16 protein-coding genes and 1 tRNA gene are annotated in these 16,827 nt (G+C 37.7%); 14 read left to right on the top strand and 3 right to left on the bottom strand.

Translation table 11 applies throughout. The features are described from left to right. Positions 1-453 precede the first annotated feature (453 nt). From CRO54_RS02815 to CRO54_RS02785, 6 genes are all read left to right on the top strand, one after another. Complete coding sequence (locus CRO54_RS02815; protein ID WP_097128449.1) at positions 454-726, top strand: helix-turn-helix domain-containing protein; 273 nt, start codon at positions 454-456, stop codon at positions 724-726. A 509-nt stretch (positions 727-1,235) separates the two neighbouring features. Further along, entirely contained in the window at positions 1,236-1,790 is a 555-nt protein-coding gene (locus CRO54_RS02805) for a BfmA/BtgA family mobilization protein (RefSeq protein WP_097128444.1), read from the top strand. A 1-nt stretch (position 1,791) separates the two neighbouring features. Continuing rightward, a complete protein-coding gene (locus tag CRO54_RS02800; protein WP_097128442.1) occupies positions 1,792-2,739 on the top strand; it encodes a DUF5712 family protein in 948 nt (315 codons plus the stop codon). A 347-nt stretch (positions 2,740-3,086) separates the two neighbouring features. Continuing rightward, a complete protein-coding gene (locus CRO54_RS02795; protein ID WP_097128440.1) occupies positions 3,087-4,196 on the top strand; it encodes an adenine-specific methyltransferase EcoRI family protein in 1,110 nt (369 codons plus the stop codon). Further along, the gene (locus CRO54_RS02790) at positions 4,193-5,278 is read left to right on the top strand and encodes an HNH endonuclease family protein (protein ID WP_097128438.1); all 1,086 of its coding nucleotides are present in this window, start codon (positions 4,193-4,195) and stop codon (positions 5,276-5,278) included. Before CRO54_RS02795 ends, CRO54_RS02790 begins: the two co-directional genes overlap by 4 nt. Positions 5,279-5,656: 378 nt before the next feature. Continuing rightward, positions 5,657-6,115 (top strand): JAB domain-containing protein, encoded by a 459-nt coding sequence (locus CRO54_RS02785; RefSeq protein ID WP_097128437.1) that lies wholly within the window; start codon positions 5,657-5,659, stop codon positions 6,113-6,115. A gap of 67 nt (positions 6,116-6,182) precedes the next feature. Here CRO54_RS02785 and CRO54_RS02780 read toward each other — a convergent pair whose 3' ends face one another. Beyond that, positions 6,183-6,569 (bottom strand): helix-turn-helix domain-containing protein, encoded by a 387-nt coding sequence (locus CRO54_RS02780; protein WP_097128435.1) that lies wholly within the window; start codon positions 6,567-6,569, stop codon positions 6,183-6,185. A gap of 125 nt (positions 6,570-6,694) precedes the next feature. Here CRO54_RS02780 and CRO54_RS02775 point away from each other — a divergent pair, with 125 nt between their 5' ends. From CRO54_RS02775 to CRO54_RS02740, 8 genes are all read left to right on the top strand, one after another. Continuing rightward, a complete protein-coding gene (locus CRO54_RS02775; protein ID WP_097128433.1) occupies positions 6,695-7,378 on the top strand; it encodes a hypothetical protein in 684 nt (227 codons plus the stop codon). Between the two features lie 5 nt (positions 7,379-7,383). Further along, entirely contained in the window at positions 7,384-9,048 is a 1,665-nt protein-coding gene (locus CRO54_RS02770) for a HEPN domain-containing protein (RefSeq protein ID WP_097128430.1), read from the top strand. Position 9,049: 1 nt separating this feature from the next. Then, the gene (locus CRO54_RS02765) at positions 9,050-9,847 is read left to right on the top strand and encodes a hypothetical protein (protein WP_097128428.1); all 798 of its coding nucleotides are present in this window, start codon (positions 9,050-9,052) and stop codon (positions 9,845-9,847) included. Next, positions 9,831-10,217, top strand: coding sequence for a hypothetical protein (locus CRO54_RS02760; RefSeq protein ID WP_097128425.1), 387 nt, complete (start codon positions 9,831-9,833; stop codon positions 10,215-10,217). The genes CRO54_RS02765 and CRO54_RS02760 overlap by 17 nt, the downstream gene beginning before the upstream one ends. A gap of 400 nt (positions 10,218-10,617) precedes the next feature. Further along, positions 10,618-11,697, top strand: coding sequence for a hypothetical protein (locus CRO54_RS02755; protein WP_097128423.1), 1,080 nt, complete (start codon positions 10,618-10,620; stop codon positions 11,695-11,697). Between the two features lie 53 nt (positions 11,698-11,750). After that, positions 11,751-12,215, top strand: a complete 465-nt coding sequence (locus CRO54_RS02750) for a hypothetical protein (RefSeq protein ID WP_097128421.1) — start codon at positions 11,751-11,753, stop codon at positions 12,213-12,215. A gap of 2 nt (positions 12,216-12,217) precedes the next feature. Further along, a complete protein-coding gene (locus CRO54_RS02745) occupies positions 12,218-12,403 on the top strand; it encodes a hypothetical protein (RefSeq protein ID WP_097128419.1) in 186 nt (61 codons plus the stop codon). After that, on the top strand, positions 12,393-14,819 hold the full coding sequence (locus tag CRO54_RS02740) for a sbcc family protein (protein ID WP_097128417.1): 2,427 nt from the start codon (positions 12,393-12,395) through the stop codon (positions 14,817-14,819). Before CRO54_RS02745 ends, CRO54_RS02740 begins: the two co-directional genes overlap by 11 nt. Before the next feature lie 223 nt (positions 14,820-15,042). Here CRO54_RS02740 and CRO54_RS02735 read toward each other — a convergent pair whose 3' ends face one another. After that, positions 15,043-16,263 carry a site-specific integrase gene (locus CRO54_RS02735; RefSeq protein WP_097128415.1) on the bottom strand — a complete coding sequence of 407 codons (1,221 nt, stop codon included), beginning with the start codon at positions 16,261-16,263 and terminating at the stop codon, positions 15,043-15,045. A 246-nt stretch (positions 16,264-16,509) separates the two neighbouring features. After that, positions 16,510-16,582: transfer RNA gene (locus CRO54_RS02730), tRNA-Lys, on the bottom strand. Positions 16,583-16,827 lie beyond the last annotated feature (245 nt).

Raw genomic sequence — 16,827 nt, 5'->3', positions numbered from 1 at the left:
ATGAGAGAAGCGTTAGAATGCTAAAGTAAATAATTTGTTCTAATAATTCTCATTTAGCTCAAAGCATTTTTATAAATGGTTGCTTTAGAATAGGGTTTTATGGTTTATGAAGAATTATATAATTGGGCATCCTAAATTAAAGTGTATTCTGATACAGTTTTCTATTTAAAACGAATTTTAAATTCTAAGCCTCGAAGCTTCATAATCAAGATATTCAGCTACAATTATAAAGCGATCGCTTATTTTATAATTTAAAATTTACAAATAAAAATTTATTTTTTTTTAGGGACGTCCCTAGGTGCTTGTCAAATACTTCTATTTACTTAATTCAATTTCGTGTCTTAAATAAATCTGTAATTTCTTGAGCCCCCGAATTAAAAATTTCTATCTACTAGAGAAGTTAAAACGAGGTTTATCATTTAATTGCATAATCGTCAACTAAAGTATTGATTTATGACAACATTGGATTTGATTACTAGGGAGGATCTCGAAGCTTTCAAAAAAGAACTTTTCGAGAAGTTGGAAAAGTTTAACATCAATAATAAGAGCTACAAAGAAAAGCAATGGCTCAGAAGTTCAGAGGTCAGGAAACTACTGAAAATTTCTGCTGGGACTTTGCAGAACCTGCGCATTAAAGGTGTGCTGAAATATGAGAAGCTTGGTGGCATATTCTACTATGCACATTCAGATATTGAACAGTTGTTGGGCGAAATCGGGAGGTCATAATGGAGACGGCAACGATACTCGCCAGTTTTTTGAAACTGGCCAGCGGAAACCAGATTTTCCGCCAGTCACATATTAGCCTATTCTCGGCAATACTAGCCGTTCAGGACAAGGCTTCCAAACTTGATAAATTTCGGGTGTCCAGAAGGGAGCTAATGAAGTATTCTGCCATCCGTTCATACACAACTTACCATAAATGTATGAGCGATCTGGTTGATCACGGCCTTTTAGAGTATGAACCTTCATATCATCCGACAATTGCCAGTCGTATCAGGCTGTTGGATTTCGCTGGGAAACCATGAGGGATAGGCATAATGCAGAAAGTCCATTTTTCATAAAAAAAATGGAGCAAGCGGAACTTGGGCTGCGCCCTAGTTTGCTTGCCATTTGCTACACAAATGGGGTTTGAAGAACCCTCCAAGGGTTCTTCTCCTTTCTAAAAGAGCATTCAAGTGCGAAAAAGGAATTCCACACGGAGTTCTTGAAATCATTAAACAAAGATTGATAGATATATGGATATGCAGGAAGCATTGAGAACAGTCAAGTATTCGATAAGTGACGATATCAAGTTTGAAAAGATAGCGGTTAAGTTAGGTCGATCTAAGCGTCAGGTACTATCACAGATGATAGATTATTTCTACCGGAGCAAGAAAGATCCGACAGACCTTAATGACGAGTTGTTAAAAAATACCATCCTTAAGGGACAGAAAGATTACATTGGTTTTATCAGAACGCAGGAGACAGAACTTTTGATCCCAATCAAACGGGAAGCAACTTCCATAGTGGAATTATTGAAGAAGATAGTGTTATCATTCAATAACCAAGTACTGGAATACAATAAACAAGTGCTTTTAAACCAATCTATTCAAGGCAAAAGCTTATCGTCCGTTTACCAGACTTTGGATTATATCGAAAAAAAGCTAGAGGCTAAAGTAATGCTGAAACAAAAGTCCATGAGCATCCTCAACCGGTACATAAAGGAAAGGGAAAGTTTAGGCCTCATGAGTTCTACAAGGGAAAAAGAAGAATTGGCAAAACAGGCACGTAAGGAACTAGAACTGCTCTGATATGTACATCAATATTACCGACAGTAAAACGGCAAACAACAAGGGAAGCAGCGGGGAACTGGTGCATTATCTGGAAAAGGAGAACAGAATTGAAAATAAGCTAGAGCAAGAATATTGGTTCAATGCTAAAGGGCGGCGATTTGAGCCCTACGAGGTTCGCCATGCCATAGACGGAAATGTTGCCAAATTGGGAAAGGCCGATGCGAAATTCTTCCTGATCAATATCAGCCCCAGCCAAAAGGAATTGAAGCACCTTACGGATAAATATGGAGTAACGGACATCAGGGATCAATTGAAATGCTATGCCGAGCGTTTGATGGATGAGTATGCCCGAAACTTTAAACGTGAAGGTGTAAACTCGGCTAAAGATCTGTTATGGTTCGGAAAGATCGAAAACCATCGCTATTACGGCTTCAAGGATAAGGATGTGATCAATGGAGAGAAAAAACGGGGCGAGCTGAAGGATGGGAACCAGTTGCATGTGCAGATCATAGTCAGTAGAAAGAATGTGACCAACAGTATCAAACTTAGTCCGATGAACAATTCTAGGGGAAAAAACGAAGACCATTCAAAAAAGCTTGGGCAATTCAATCGTGTTGCATTCAAACAATGTGGCGAAGACTTGTTTGACAGGACATTTGATTTTGATAGGCAGCTAAAAGATAAAATGGCATATGCTAATATTCAAAAGAATGGAAATTTGGAACAGAAAATGCAATTGGATGTTATAAATAATATCCCTGACAATAAGCCCTTGTTAAATAACTTGGTCAATAAGATTGGAAATGGCGAATTTCCAACCCTTGATGATTTGATATCGAAATCTAACCACACAAATATCTTTGAACTGCTTTTAGCACCATCTTTTGAACCAGAACCCCAAGGATTTGAAAAAAAAATAAAGAGAAAGAAGAAAGGAAATTCACTAGATCAAGGAATAGGGAGATAATTTTTTGTTTGAAACTCACTGCCAAGTATTGCCCAAAAAGTATACTTTTTGTCTCATTAAAAAGTCGGCTATTGACCTCCGTTGATTCTGACTACCTTTACATAGGTTCTGTATTTTAAGTTTGGTTCAAAATCAATTACATCATGATTATTGAAAGTTAGCGTAATCAATTGTATAAAGAGAATTACCACATAAAACCGATAAACTTTAGTACTTTTATGTAGTTTTATTACATAAATATACAAGTTAGCCGTCAGTTTAGCGAACCGCAAAACCGAAAGACAAAACCAATAAATAACATAAATTAAAATCGCAAATTTGCGACTTAGAGAATTGATAAAAATTTAATGGCAAGAGAAATACAACATTCACAATTTACAGACGCAAAAACTAATAAGAAAGACGAGTTTTATACTCAACTTTCTGACATTGAACGTGAATTAAAACACTATAAACAGCATTTTAAAAATAAAGTTGTTTTGTGCAACTGTGATGACCCTTTTATCAGTAATTTCTTCAATTATTTTGCTCTCAATTTTGAAAAATTAGGACTTAAAAAATTGATGACAACTTGTTTTAAAAATCAAAGTATGGACTTGTTTAGTACGAATGACAGCGAACAAGCAATTTATCTTGAATATACAGGCGACAAAAACGGAAATAGTGTACCTGATGCAGAAGAAATCGGTGTAAAACCCTTAAAAAGCGATGGAGATTTTAGAAGCAAAGAATGTATTGAACTTTTAAAAGAAGCAGACGTTGTTGTAACAAATCCACCATTTTCACTATTTCGTGAATATGTAGCTCAACTTATTGAATACGACAAAAAATTTCTAATTGTAGGGAATATAAACGCAATTACATACAAAGAGATTTTTAAGTTAATTAAGGAAAAAAAGGCGTGGCTAGGTGTAAATATGGGGCGAGGTATTTCAGGTTTCATAGTACCTAAACATTATGAATTATATGGTTCAGAAGCTCGTGTTGATGAGAAAGGCAACAGGATTATTGCTACAAATAACTGTTTATGGCTAACTAATTTAGACAATGCAAAAAGGCACGAAAATATTATACTCTACAAAAATTATACACCCGAAGAATATCCAAAGTATGACAATTACGATGCTATAAATGTTGAGAAAACAAAAGACATTCCAATTGATTATGACGGTGAAATGGGTGTACCAATTACTTTCTTAGATAAATTTAGTCTTGACCAGTTTGAGATTATTGCTTTGGGTATTGTTGGCTCAATAGATTTCAAGTGTAATAAGAAAATGGAAATTTTAGACAAAAATGGTTTGCCAACAGGAAAATTTACATTTAATGCAAAAGGTACATTATACAGAAAATATAATCCATTAACTGATAAATCCCCAAGTTTTAAGAATGTTGAAACAGGAGAGTTATATTCAAGCATTTATGCTAGAATAATAATTAAAAAGATACAAAAATGAATATAGACCTTAAAGAAATAACAGTACAAGAATTATTTGACGGCTTTCAAGACAACAATGAAAACGGAGTTGTTGGTTTTGGTGGTCAGTTGGACATTCGTCCACCTTACCAACGTGAATTTATTTACAAAGACAAACAAAGAGATGCTGTAATAAATACAATTAAAAAAAACTTTCCTTTAAATGTAATGTATTGGGCAGTTCGAGAAGACGGAACTTACGAAGTTATTGACGGACAACAAAGAACTATTTCAATTTGCCAATATGTTGATGGAGAATTTGCATATCAAAACCGATATTTTCACAACTTAAAAGCAGACGAAAAAGAACAAATCTTAAACTACAAATTGATGGTATATATTTGTAGCGGAACTGAAAGCGAAAAATTAGAATGGTTTAAAACGATAAACATTGCAGGTGAAAAACTAACTGAACAAGAACTGCGAAATGCAGTTTATACAGGTAGTTGGGTTTCTGATGCGAAACGATATTTTAGTAAAAGTAGTTGTGTTGCTTATAATATAGGTGGCGATTATTTAAATGGTTCACCAATCAGACAAGAATTTTTAGAAACTGCCATTTCTTGGATTTCAGAAGGCAAAATTGAAAACTATATGGCAACGCACCAACACGACCCAAACGCAACAGCGTTATGGATGTATTTTCAGTCTGTCATAACGTGGGTAAATGCAACTTTTACCAATAAACGTAAAAAGTTTATGAAAGGTATTCAATGGGGTTTTCTTTACAACAAATACAAGGATGTTGTTTATGACACGAAAGCCATTGAAGAAGAAACAGCAAGACTAATCGCGGATGATGAAGTCGAAAAGAAGAGCGGTATTTATACCTATATTTTGACAAGAGACGAAAGATATTTAGGAATTAGAACTTTTTCGGATAGCGTAAAACAAAAAGTTTACGAGAAACAAAAAGGAATTTGTCCTATTTGCAAGAAAAGTTATGATATTTCAGCAATGGAAGGTGACCACATAACACCTTGGCACGAAGGCGGAAAAACAATAGAAGAAAATTGCCAAATGTTATGCAAAGACGACAACAGACGAAAAAGTGGAAAATAACGAAAAAAACACCGAACGGCTAACCGCAATTTGGCGAAATGGTGGGTTCGGTATTTAAATCAAGTTTTGGTTTTCTAATAAAGGTTAGTCCTAAAATCAAACTTTCTACTTATTAATCCGCTACTTCGTCAAGTTGCAAGTCGTTATCCTCAGTTCAATGATTATTAGATACTAATCATATTGCCCAATGAAAAAAGAATAATAAAAACATTCAATTAATAACTCCCACAAAGTTAACCTTTCTCTCCAACACGCCTAAAGGAACTACGGCATAAACGCTCACGGCCTTTGCGCTCTGACCCATTTATTCCGTTCCTCCTTTGCTTAGTTGGACAGAAAGATTGAAGGGTTCCATTCATTAATTTAAATACATTAACAATGGAACAGAACGAAATCTTCAGGGTTGCCGAGGTGCAACTAAGCTACAAGCCACATTTCAGAGCTCAGGAAAGACCACAGATTAGTACTTCCGAACAAGCCTATCAGGTATTGCTCAACAACTGGGATATGAAACTGATCAACTATATCGAACAGGCCAAAATGATCCTCCTAAACAGTAATAACAGGGTGCTTGGGATCGTCAACCTTTCTACTGGAGGCAGTGCTTCTACCGTATTGGATACCAAAATACTCTTCACAATTGCATTAAAGGCGACCGCAACCAGCATCATATTATGCCACAATCATCCAAGTGGTAATTTAAGACCGTCAAGTGAGGATATAAGGATTACCGAAAAGATAAAACAAGGTGGTAAGTTGTTGGATATAGCTGTCCACGACCATTTGATCATTAGTGAAAATGGCTATCTCAGCATGGCTGATGAAGCATATATGTAGTTCGACTACATAAAAAAAGAGACAGCTTGTATAAGCTGTCTCTTCTCATTTTATCTAAACTGTTGGTTTATTGATTTCCTTTTTTCAATAATTCTATTTTCTCTCGCTCACTAGCAAGCAGTCTTTCGTACAGCTCAACAACTTTATCAAGCGGATTGTAGTGACATTGATAGTTATACTGATATGCCGAAGCATTATCGTGCATATTTTGAATATGGAAGATAAGCACTTCCTCACTGAAATTTTTAATTGCCTCTGCACTAACACCAAGCACACCTGCAATTTTATCTAACATTGCGTCTTCCACATCTTCGCTCTGCTCAATCTTTGATATGGTCTGCTGGCTTACGCCAAGTTCGATGGCAAGATGATCCTGCTTGATACCACGTATTTCCCTGATGCGGCTGATCTTTCTGCCGAGATGCACTTTGTTAGATTTTGTAGGCGTTTCCATAAAGCAAATATAATAAATTCTGAAATAGTACGGAACTACGGTTCTGTGGTAAGATACCAATATAATTGGTAGGATACGGCAAATGGCCTGCGGAACTTTAGGATGATAACCTAAACCTAAAGACAATGGAAAATCAAGACGACATCCTACTCGGCGGAAAAGTGATCCGTACAGGCCACTACAAGGCCGATTTGTCCCGACCTGACATTAACATCCTATACAGCATGATGTTGCTCAGGATATCAAAGGGATATCTCTCAGAGGAAACATCATTCCTTATGGGAATGAGCAGCGACATTATCGGCAGATTAGAAAAGCTCCTCCGCAAGAGGATGACAGCGGGCATACTCTTGGGTATGGTCGCTGGTCTGGGAGAACGATCCTTTGCAGGTCTTATAGTTTTCAGTTCAGACCTCAGGGGAGGCTACTTTCCCTGCCACATGGTTCGGACTAAGCGCAAGAAGATCATAGAGCATGCGCTATACGTGATGGATAGTATTGGAACTGAAAGATTGGCCTTCAAGCTCTTTGAACAAAATCCAAGTTATATCGAGTTTCCGAATAGCGAAGATCAAAAATTGAAAGCGGTACGGGAAATCCTCGATGTCGAGCTGAACGACAATTGGTCTAGCTCGAAGACACCAATCGAAATCTGTCAGCATTGCAGTCTGTTGACCGATCAGTACGTACTACCCCGACACGTCATGAAGGTTCTCGGGGAAATGACCTCAAGGCGCAGCTATCCCAAGCTGTTGCTGAATAAGTCTAATGAAGGAAGAAAAATCACATACGAAAAGGTAACCAGCTAGGAATTATGGAAAAGGAAAACAAGATTATTATCGCAGGGCACATTGCTGATGCGATAGCTGTAGAGCGCATCTACGGAATGGAATTTCTATACGGTGGCGAAAATTGTCTCCACCTAATTATTGTGGCACTATCTTCAGACGGCATTAAGATAGGAGAACTCGAGCCTTTCGTTAGGATGGCGATAAAACAGAATGATAAATTGACCTTTAAGATCTATGACAGAAGCGAAATCAGAAAACTGCAGAGGGAGGGCAGTATCTACCATCTGGTCTGTTGCGATGTTTCCAATCTTTTATATGAGGCTAGCGGAGCTGATGAAATGCCAACGTTTACAAAAGAAATGATCAAAAAATGGTCTGTCGAGGCCGAGGCAAATTTTAGGGCTGCGATGTCACGCATAGCTTCGTTCGATAATGGAGCAAAGTTCTTCATAGAAAATACCGATACTGCTGTAGCACTCTTTATGTTGCATCAGGTATGTGAATTGAGTTGCAGGGCTTTGGAGATCGGTATGTGTGGACGGGAGAAACGAACGCACAACATTAGCCAGCATCTAAAGTTCCTGCGCTCCATGATGCCAGAGATCAGGATCATACCTAACGATGGCCTATTCGACCGTGGATTGCTTGAACAGTTGGACAAGGCCTATTCGGCTGTAAGGTACGAGAGCGGATTTTCTGCCGAGGGAATAGATATAAAGGCGGTGTATCTGTTAGCGGAGGAATTCCGTAATGCTGTAGAAGCAGAGATGGAAATTCTACTTGCCAAGGCGGATAGCATTGCTACACATATACCAAGCGATACTAAAATACCTTTGCAATTATCGGAGTTTACAGAACAACAAACCTGTGGGGAGGAAATTACAGGCATATTGGAGATCATCACACATTATCTTGAGCCGCAGGCGGTCTATCAGCTTGGGATGCGCACTGATAGCGATAAGCAGGATGGCATCTTTGATAGCAGCGCGAGTATTGCACGAAGCGGTGTGCATTATGACCTATTGGTCATTAGTGAAGTGGCCTATCCCTATGGACTGAACATTCAACAGCATATCACCCATAGATGTGGAGAGGGCGTATCGGTATTGTTGTTGATACATGGACAGAATGAATTCGCTAAGGCTGTAAGCAGAGGGAATAGTTTTTTTCATGCGATAGCCAAATCTGGAAAATTATTGCTGGGCAGCAAAATCCCTTCGAAAATGGTCGCAACAGATGCACGGAGGTACAGCGCAGAAAAGCTGGATCGCAGCACACTGAACAGGAATACAAGGGCTGAGGAACTTTTAAGATGTTCGGGCGAGATGATAGACGAGGGACATATGGTGCTTTCAATTTCCCTGATGTCCCAAGCGGTGGAACAGGCCTGCCTCGGGCTTATCCTCAAATATCTTGAGTATAAGCCGAATTTGTGCCGTGTAGCTCATCTATTGAATATCTGTGGAATGTTCTGGCCGCAGGCAAGACTGTATTTTCCGACGGTATTGAACAATGATAAAAGTATGTACCGCAGGCTGTCCGAAGGGCAGTCCAACGCAAGATATGGCATAGATGAGATCGATGACTGGAGTGATGCGTGGGGGCTGTACAGGAAAACCGAAGCATTTGTTGGCGATGCAAACCTGCTTTCAAGGAATAGTTTGGTTACCGCTGAAAATCCCGAATGATATGAAAAAAAGAAAAGAAGTCCCTATTGAAATACCATTAGAGTTCAGGGTTGCCTGCAAATTATTAAACCTAGAGATAGGTGTGGTACTACAGCGCTTTATCGACCATGTTTCGGTATACTGTTTTCTAGGGGGCGGCCCGCTTGATGGCTTTAGCGAGGCTACCAGTGTCATAACCGACCTGAACCTTGAACAGCTACCAACAGAAAACGGTAACGGCAAATCGGCCGAAACGGGAGCAATCAATACGGCATTCAGCCTGCCCGCCCTAAAGGTATTGCGGCAGTTGGTAGCACTTGGAACAAGTAATGTCGGTAGTGAGCAGCAGCGGCATCAGCGTAGTATATCGCTTGTGGAAAAGCTCTATGGTTATAGGAAGGAGTATCAGAGCAGCCCCGAGCAGCTGTTTTTGGAAGATGGGGCTTGTCTGGTCTTCGGAAAGGACCTTAGGATCATCTGCGAACTATATGCAGTGGATGCGATCAGCTATCTACAGTATTTTATGTCGTGTATCTCCCTTGCGGAATTTAGGGCGCAGGTCGCATTGAAGAGACAGCTCGAAAGTATGCCCCAACTTTTCGTCTTTGATTATATCAGCAGGAACAGGGATGAGCGATCGAAGATCATACCCTTGACCGAGGCAATCGATTTGTACATTACAGAATTACAGAAGCTCAACGCAAGGCACTTTATCGTGCGAGACCTGAAGAAAAGAACCGAATGCTATCGGGATTTCTTTTTATCGCATTACTACAATATACTAAAAGAGAAAGGAAATCATTATGGAAACGCCAATTAAACTTGAACTGCCCGAAGACTTCATCATGATATGTGAAATATTCGAGATCCGACCGCAGGAGTTCATCCAAAAGATACTGGATGAAATATCACTTCCACGCTATTACAGTGGCCAGAATGGAAAGGAAATTTGGTCGACACTGATCATGTTGGAGCACTTGGACACAATTGATTTTAGCGAGGAGAAACTTGCCCTACACGAACCCTATATGGAAAAACTGCACAATATCGTTTCCCAGAAGCCATCTACCAGCGAAGAAGAGGTTGAGCTGACTGAAACAGAAGCGAGAAACCTAATGGTCGAATGGCACAAGGCAATACTGGCATACCGCTCCAAGTATCTTCTGGATGGTCTGTCCGATGATGTATAGGTCATATTTCCCCACGCTCATTTTCGGCCTGCGGAACGCCCACGCACTTGCCCGCACCAGTTCCCGCTTTTGGCATCTACGGTGGGAAATTCGCTTGGAGGTTGGCATTGCAGTGGGAACTCCAACGGTATTTTGCTGATTTTTAATGATTTAATTGTATATTAGATCATCGTAAGAAATTTTTCATGGCCTGAGGGTAACAGGCATTTTTTGTTTTATAAAGTTTGAGGGGATTGCTATATAGCAGTCCCTTTTTGTTGATACCTGAATTTGAAATTTAAAACTCAAAAAGAAACGTTCCAAGTGAATGTATCTTTTAGTTAAATGACTGATTGCTTTTATATAGCTGAATTATTTAATGATAATTGTATATTTAAATGCTGTTAATTAACCTCTCTATATGACAACAGGACAATTGAAAGGTGCTCTTTTAGAATTTACAATAAGGAGCTTGATGTTAAATTGTGGTTTTGCTTCTGTGAGGCCAGATGGACATTATATATTTCAGCAACGTGGAACTGGGCTATTTTTCATCAATGGAAAAGGTGCTGCTCATGATGCAGATGTACTCATGGAGCCACCAATCCAAATGCCATTTTCTTATCCATCAAGATTACTGTTTGAATGTAAAAGTTATGATAAAACAATTGGACTTGATGTGATTAGAAATGCCCTAGGCTTGAGGTACGACATAAATGAATTTGAAATTGTTAGCGAAGATAGTATCAAGCAAAGGCAAAACAATAGAAGAGCCAATTATGCCATTTCAAACAGGAAGAGGTATCAATATCAGATTGGTGTAGCCTCCATTGAAGAGTTTAGCAAGCCAGCGTTTGAGTTTGCTGCAAATAATAAAATTCCTTTATTATCGCTACGCTGGTTTCTCCCATCCAATACCTGTGATTTGTTTCATCAGATTGATCAAAATTACCTAACATCAATTCCTCAAAATGTTAGACAACTTCTATATAGGTACCTTAAAGACAAATCTCCAGATTCAAAAGATGATTCTATATACGAACCCCTATTAGATTATCTGATGGGAGATTTACTAATCGGTGCAATACTTAGAACTTTTGATAGAACAATTAATAGGTTTGTAATCGGATTGCTTGAAACTGGAGATTTGTTGTTCTTATTTTCAAGACAGGATAACGTAAGGAATCTCATGAGTGAATTTCGGTTCTCGGATAAAAATGAGGCAAGAATACATTATAATGCTGATAACCCAACCCGATGGACGCTAAGTATAAGAGGAAGTAACATTTCGACCGATCGATTAGAGCTTAAATTTAATGTACCAATAAACCTAGTTCAGCAATGGCTGCTTTTTAACTATGATAAGACAGCTGGATATAACTTGAAAGATCAATTTTTCTCTAGAATCTTTATTTTTCATCAGCGTTTTAGCAATTATGGTTTACCATTTACTTTGATTAATCTTGATAGTGAATGGATAAATAATCTTAGAAATGACTAAGGCATTGTATAAACATCAGTTTCCTAACTTTAGCAAAAAACACCAGCCGATTAATGAACCAAATAAACCAAACTGTAAATATATATTTCGATTCCCCAAAAAACTTTGAAGCGAGTAATATCCTTCCGCTTAATGGAATTGCAGGACTATATTTTATTTTCTCTTCATCCATCCAAATCCAATATCCATTTGACAAATCAAGACTTTTATATATTGGGATGAGCGAGAAAAGAACTAATAGTATTGGTAATCGTTTAAATGGTCATTTTGGAGGTAAATCAAAAAACGTTGGCTTGACAAATTACAGAAATGTGGAACCACTATGGTTTACCTACATCAATTTTGATATGCTCAAAAATATATGGGCATATCGAATTGAAGATTTAGAAAGCTACTTCATTTTAGATTTTGTGCAGCATTTTGGTGTATACCCAATATGCAACAATAAAACAGGGCTTGATGTGATGAACAATGATATTGCAACCCATTTTAAGATTGATTGGAATTACTTTAAATAGATATGGAAAAAAAAGAGGTTAAGTCCGGAAAGGAGATTTTAGATGATTTCTTTAAATACATTGAAAAGATGCCAGAGGTTAATGAAGAAATTGCAAAATCTCTCGCATCTCTGTACGAGCAGGGAAAGCTGACAGACACAAATGTTAGAAATGAACTTCAAAAGCTAAGGGAGAAAGATGGCGGTTAAAATCAAACAACTGGAAATTACAGGCCTCCGTGGCGTCAAAGATACTTTCTCCCTTACATTGGGTGAAAAGTCGGTATTGCTATATGGTGATAATGGTACAGGTAAAAGTAGCATTTCAGATTCTGTAGAATGGTACTATAATGATGCAGTATCGCACTTAAGCGGAGAGGAAATTGATCTTAGAGAAGCTCTGAGAAACGCTTATCTTGCATCGGAGGATGAGTCTATCATCAGCGTTAACTACAACAAGGCAGTTATCAATTCCCAAAAAAAGCTATTTACAAAGAAAAGTAAATTGGTGAGCGAATATTCTAATGTAACCGAAGATTTTTCAGGCTACCTTGAAAGTTCAAAAAAAGAAAACCTAATTCTCCGTTATCAATTTTTACGGGATTTTATTGATAGGACAAAAGGAGATAAATTGAAGAATTTATCCGATATCATTGGCTTTTCCGAAGTGACCAAGATAAAGGATGTGCTTAGAAAGTCATTTAGTTCTATCAAATCAGAAATTAAGGCGCAAAATTTTGAGAACCAAATCAATACTCAGAAGCAAACGCTAATTGAAAAAATTGGTGCATCTGTAAGTCAAGAAAAAAACTTTTTTGAAAAAATCAATGAGATTATTGGGGACTATGCAACGGGAATTACAGTTGCATCAATGGAAGATGTTGATAAGGTTTTACTGAAATTAAAAACTCCTGTTGCTACTAAAACTGTAACTGAGCTTAGATTTTTAGAAACCTATCAGACCACTCTTACACTCTTAAAAAGTGAAACAAGCTTGATTGACCAGGAATATGATAAGTATTTTAAAGAATTTGAAAAGATTGCAGCTGATGTACAAAGCATAATGCAGACATATTTCGCTGAAATGCTCAAATCTGGAGGGAATCTTATATCCAAGAAGTTCCATACAGATAGTAGTTGCCCTTTATGTCTCCAGCCAAAGGACTTAAATGACCTAGCAAGTGAAATTAAGGTTAGGCTTCTTGCCATTGAAGAATCAGCAAAAAAGAAAGCTGTATTTGACAATGCAAAAACATCTGCAATTACAATTGTAGAGGAAAGGATTAAGCGGCTTAAAACATTGGGTTCCGAGGTTTTGCTAGCTGACAGTTCAAATATTACCGAAAAAAATGCACTTGATGAACTGAAAAAGAAATTGGAAGCATATCACAAAGCCATATCTGAAAAAGTAACCTCTGGCAATAAGATTGGCGCTTCCGATAGCTTAAAGTTAGAGGATAAAGATTTTTCAGTGCTTACAGCAGTTTCAGACCGCATTGGAAAAATAAAAAAAGCGATGGCCACAGATAACACAACCATCCTTTTCGCAAATATTTCTGCGTCTAAAGATGCATTTCAAAAAATTAAAAAATTTGAAGCTGAGAGGGACAAATTGGAAGCCCAAAAAAAATCTCTTGGTATCATATACGACGGCTTTGTGAAGAAACAAAAAGACGGTCTACAAGATTTTATAGATAATTTTTCAGATACCATTAATGAGTTCTATCAGTATATGAATCCTGGAGAGTTATTCGAAGAGATTCGGATTGTGACAATGGGAGAAGAAGATGAATTGAACGGGATAACAATTGAATTCAAATATAAAGGTAATTGGGTTTCACCACCTCAAAAATATTTTAGTGAATCGCATTTGAATTGTTTTGGTATTTCTTTTTTCCTTGCATCTGTAATAGCGTTCAATAAAGAGAATAAGTTTCTGTTACTTGATGATGTTATTTCAAGCTTTGATACCAGTCACCGTAAGAGATTTGCCGATCTGATCTTTGAAAAATTTGCTGATTATCAAATTATTCTCTTAACTCATGAGGAACAATGGTTTCAGTATGTAAAACAAATTGCAAAAAAGAAGGGTTGGCTCATTGGCGAAATCAAATGGACAGAAGCAAAAGGAACACATCTTGATGAAACTCCGTCGGACTTAAAGGAATTGATAGAACTAAATTTAGCCAATGCAAACATTGCTTTTCTAGGTAATCCTATTAGAAGATACTTAGAGCACATTCTGAAAACTATCTGCTTTAATTTGGAAGTCAAATTGAGTTTTAGGTATAATGAGGTGAATGAAAAAAGGATGCCAGATGAGATGATTAACGATTTGAAGTCGAAAATTAATAAGGCGAGTACAGATCTTAAGTTAAAACTTCCGATACTTGATAGGTTGACTAATTCTAACGTGTTTGGAAACTTGCTATCTCACGATAATCCGTTTGATCCAAAACTCGGTGACCTAAAGGCTTTCTGGAATGATATCCTTGAATTTGAGGGTCTTTTCAAATGCCATCAGGCAACTTGTACAAAGCCGCAGGTATCAATTAAAAATTATGACACAGTTGGAAAAAAAATAAGATGTGGTTGTGATGCTACCAAATATGATTGGAAAACATAAAACCCATTTGTGGAAAAACAAGAACTGAGCAGCTCTAATTGATTATATTTGCCATTTCTCATAATTTTAGTTAGTGCTTATTCATTCGGTTTCTTTAATAGTAGTATTGAAATCACCTTAATCGATACGGCAGCAATCCAAAGATTACTGCCGTCCATTTATATTAACGATCTGAAATTTAAGGCACGAAAAACATTAAAAAATCTTCAATAGATTGTAATAGTTATACAAACTGGTCAGCTAATCTTGCTTTAAGGTTTGCCATATCTTCGCTGAGTTTCATGTCCAATATTTTAGCATAGTGTTGCGTTGTTCTTATATTAGTGTGTCCTAGCATCTTCGATACGCTTTCTATTGGTACACCATTTAACAAGGTAACCGTTGTAGCAAAAGTATGACGGGCAATATGCGAGGTCAGTTTCTTTTCAATGCCACACAGATCGCCTATCTCCTTTAAATATTCGTTCATCTTTTGGTTGCTCGGTACAGGAAACACAGTTCCAAGATTTGAACAGATGGGATGCTCTGCATATTTGTTGATAAGCTCGACCGCATTTGGAAGTAATGGTATAGAAGACCTGATGTTGGTCTTTTGACGGTTTTTGATGATCCAAAGCTCGCCGTCGATACCCTTACGGATATCCGTTTCCTTTAGTTTTTGTACGTCAGCATAGGCTAGCCCCGTAAAACAGCAGAACATGAAAACATCCCTGATGGCATCCAACCTGGCGGTAACGAAACGCTTATGCAATAGGGTCTGTATTTCATCCTGTGATAGGAAATTTCTGTCCACCGTTTTGGTTTTTCCCTTATAAAACGTTATTGGGTTGCTCTCTGCATTCCCGTTCTCGCAGCATATATTGATGATCTTGCCAAGGTTCTTTATCATCTTTACGGTATAGTTGTTTGCACATGATCGTGATCTTAGGTAATAGTCGAAGTTGTTGAAGAAAGAGATATCCACTTTTCCGACTTCGAAATCATCCGATCCGTAATGCATCTTTATATAAGTCTGCAAGTGATTGTAGAGTACCTTGTACCTGTTCAGCGTTCCCCTAACATAATCTTTGCCGACTAACGCTTCCATTTTTTCATTGTGTTCAGAAACCGCATCCAATAGCATTGCACATTTTGCAACCTTTCCGATCAATATGTCCCGAATGGATTGTGCAGTGATCTCCATACCAGACTGTACGAGTTTGGCGTGGGCATCATACACTTTGTTCTGTAACTGGTCTAGGCTGGTGTTGAACAACCGATATTTTTCCCTTGTACCAGTTGCCCTCCCTGATCTGGAATGCCAGCGGTCGGGTTCACATGATCTTCCGGTGGCAAGTTCTACACGTTTACCCTCTACCGTAATGCGCATGTAGATAGGAGCTTCGCCCTCTGAATAGTTCTTTTGTCTTTTCATAAAGAAAAGCAGGCTAAAATTAGTTTTCATAATCAAACGATTAAAGGTTAACAAATTTAGCATTGGCAACTAAAACAGACAAGATGTTCAGTCCGTAACAGCTTGTCCATTAAATGGATACAGCTTATTCGGTGAGTCATATATACTTTCAGGATGACTCACCGAATTACTCACCTTTTTTTTGGGAATTCATGCAAGTTTTGGTAAAGTCCTAAAAGCAAAAACCCTGCTAATCGAGCGATTGCAGGGTTTTATACGTTTTGTTAGTCATTTCTGTGATCCCGCTGGGATTCGAACCCAGGACCACTACATTAAAAGTGTAATGCTCTACCAGCTGAGCTACGGAATCTTCCTTCGTTCTAAGGAGGTGCAAATATAGGAATATTAATTATTCGGTCAAATTATTTTTAAAAAAATATGCTTTTATTTTAACCCTGATTAAATATCTAGTTAATAATCAACAAATAAGAATTAAAATATTTTGGCATTGATGATGAATAACTATCACATCGAAAGAAAATATTTCTAAAAACTGATTTATCAACCTAAAAACACCGATTTAATTCCCTAAATCGCATAAAATAAAAAAGGGCC

It is taken from the genome of Pedobacter xixiisoli, assembly GCF_900215335.1.
Taxonomy (GTDB): Bacteria; Bacteroidota; Bacteroidia; order Sphingobacteriales; family Sphingobacteriaceae; genus Pedobacter; species Pedobacter xixiisoli.
Note: the sequence above shows the minus strand (reverse complement) of the source record. Positions and strands in the feature narration are given on the sequence as shown.

What these genes read in the sequence shown, in the direction of transcription:
- CRO54_RS02795 (WP_097128440.1), top strand. Translation starts at nt 3,087, where the DNA reads ATGGCAAGAGAAATACAACATTCACAATTTACAGACGCAAAAACTAAT.
- CRO54_RS02740 (WP_097128417.1), top strand. Translation starts at nt 12,393, where the DNA reads ATGGCGGTTAAAATCAAACAACTGGAAATTACAGGCCTCCGTGGCGTC.
- CRO54_RS02775 (WP_097128433.1), top strand. Translation starts at nt 6,695, where the DNA reads ATGGAAAATCAAGACGACATCCTACTCGGCGGAAAAGTGATCCGTACA.
- CRO54_RS02815 (WP_097128449.1), top strand. Translation starts at nt 454, where the DNA reads ATGACAACATTGGATTTGATTACTAGGGAGGATCTCGAAGCTTTCAAA.
- CRO54_RS02800 (WP_097128442.1), top strand. Translation starts at nt 1,792, where the DNA reads ATGTACATCAATATTACCGACAGTAAAACGGCAAACAACAAGGGAAGC.
- CRO54_RS02760 (WP_097128425.1), top strand. Translation starts at nt 9,831, where the DNA reads ATGGAAACGCCAATTAAACTTGAACTGCCCGAAGACTTCATCATGATA.
- CRO54_RS02780 (WP_097128435.1), bottom strand. Translation starts at nt 6,569, where the DNA reads ATGGAAACGCCTACAAAATCTAACAAAGTGCATCTCGGCAGAAAGATC.
- CRO54_RS02735 (WP_097128415.1), bottom strand. Translation starts at nt 16,263, where the DNA reads ATGAAAACTAATTTTAGCCTGCTTTTCTTTATGAAAAGACAAAAGAAC.
- CRO54_RS02765 (WP_097128428.1), top strand. Translation starts at nt 9,050, where the DNA reads ATGAAAAAAAGAAAAGAAGTCCCTATTGAAATACCATTAGAGTTCAGG.
- CRO54_RS02750 (WP_097128421.1), top strand. Translation starts at nt 11,751, where the DNA reads ATGAACCAAATAAACCAAACTGTAAATATATATTTCGATTCCCCAAAA.
- CRO54_RS02790 (WP_097128438.1), top strand. Translation starts at nt 4,193, where the DNA reads ATGAATATAGACCTTAAAGAAATAACAGTACAAGAATTATTTGACGGC.
- CRO54_RS02755 (WP_097128423.1), top strand. Translation starts at nt 10,618, where the DNA reads ATGACAACAGGACAATTGAAAGGTGCTCTTTTAGAATTTACAATAAGG.
- CRO54_RS02770 (WP_097128430.1), top strand. Translation starts at nt 7,384, where the DNA reads ATGGAAAAGGAAAACAAGATTATTATCGCAGGGCACATTGCTGATGCG.
- CRO54_RS02805 (WP_097128444.1), top strand. Translation starts at nt 1,236, where the DNA reads ATGGATATGCAGGAAGCATTGAGAACAGTCAAGTATTCGATAAGTGAC.
- CRO54_RS02785 (WP_097128437.1), top strand. Translation starts at nt 5,657, where the DNA reads ATGGAACAGAACGAAATCTTCAGGGTTGCCGAGGTGCAACTAAGCTAC.
- CRO54_RS02745 (WP_097128419.1), top strand. Translation starts at nt 12,218, where the DNA reads ATGGAAAAAAAAGAGGTTAAGTCCGGAAAGGAGATTTTAGATGATTTC.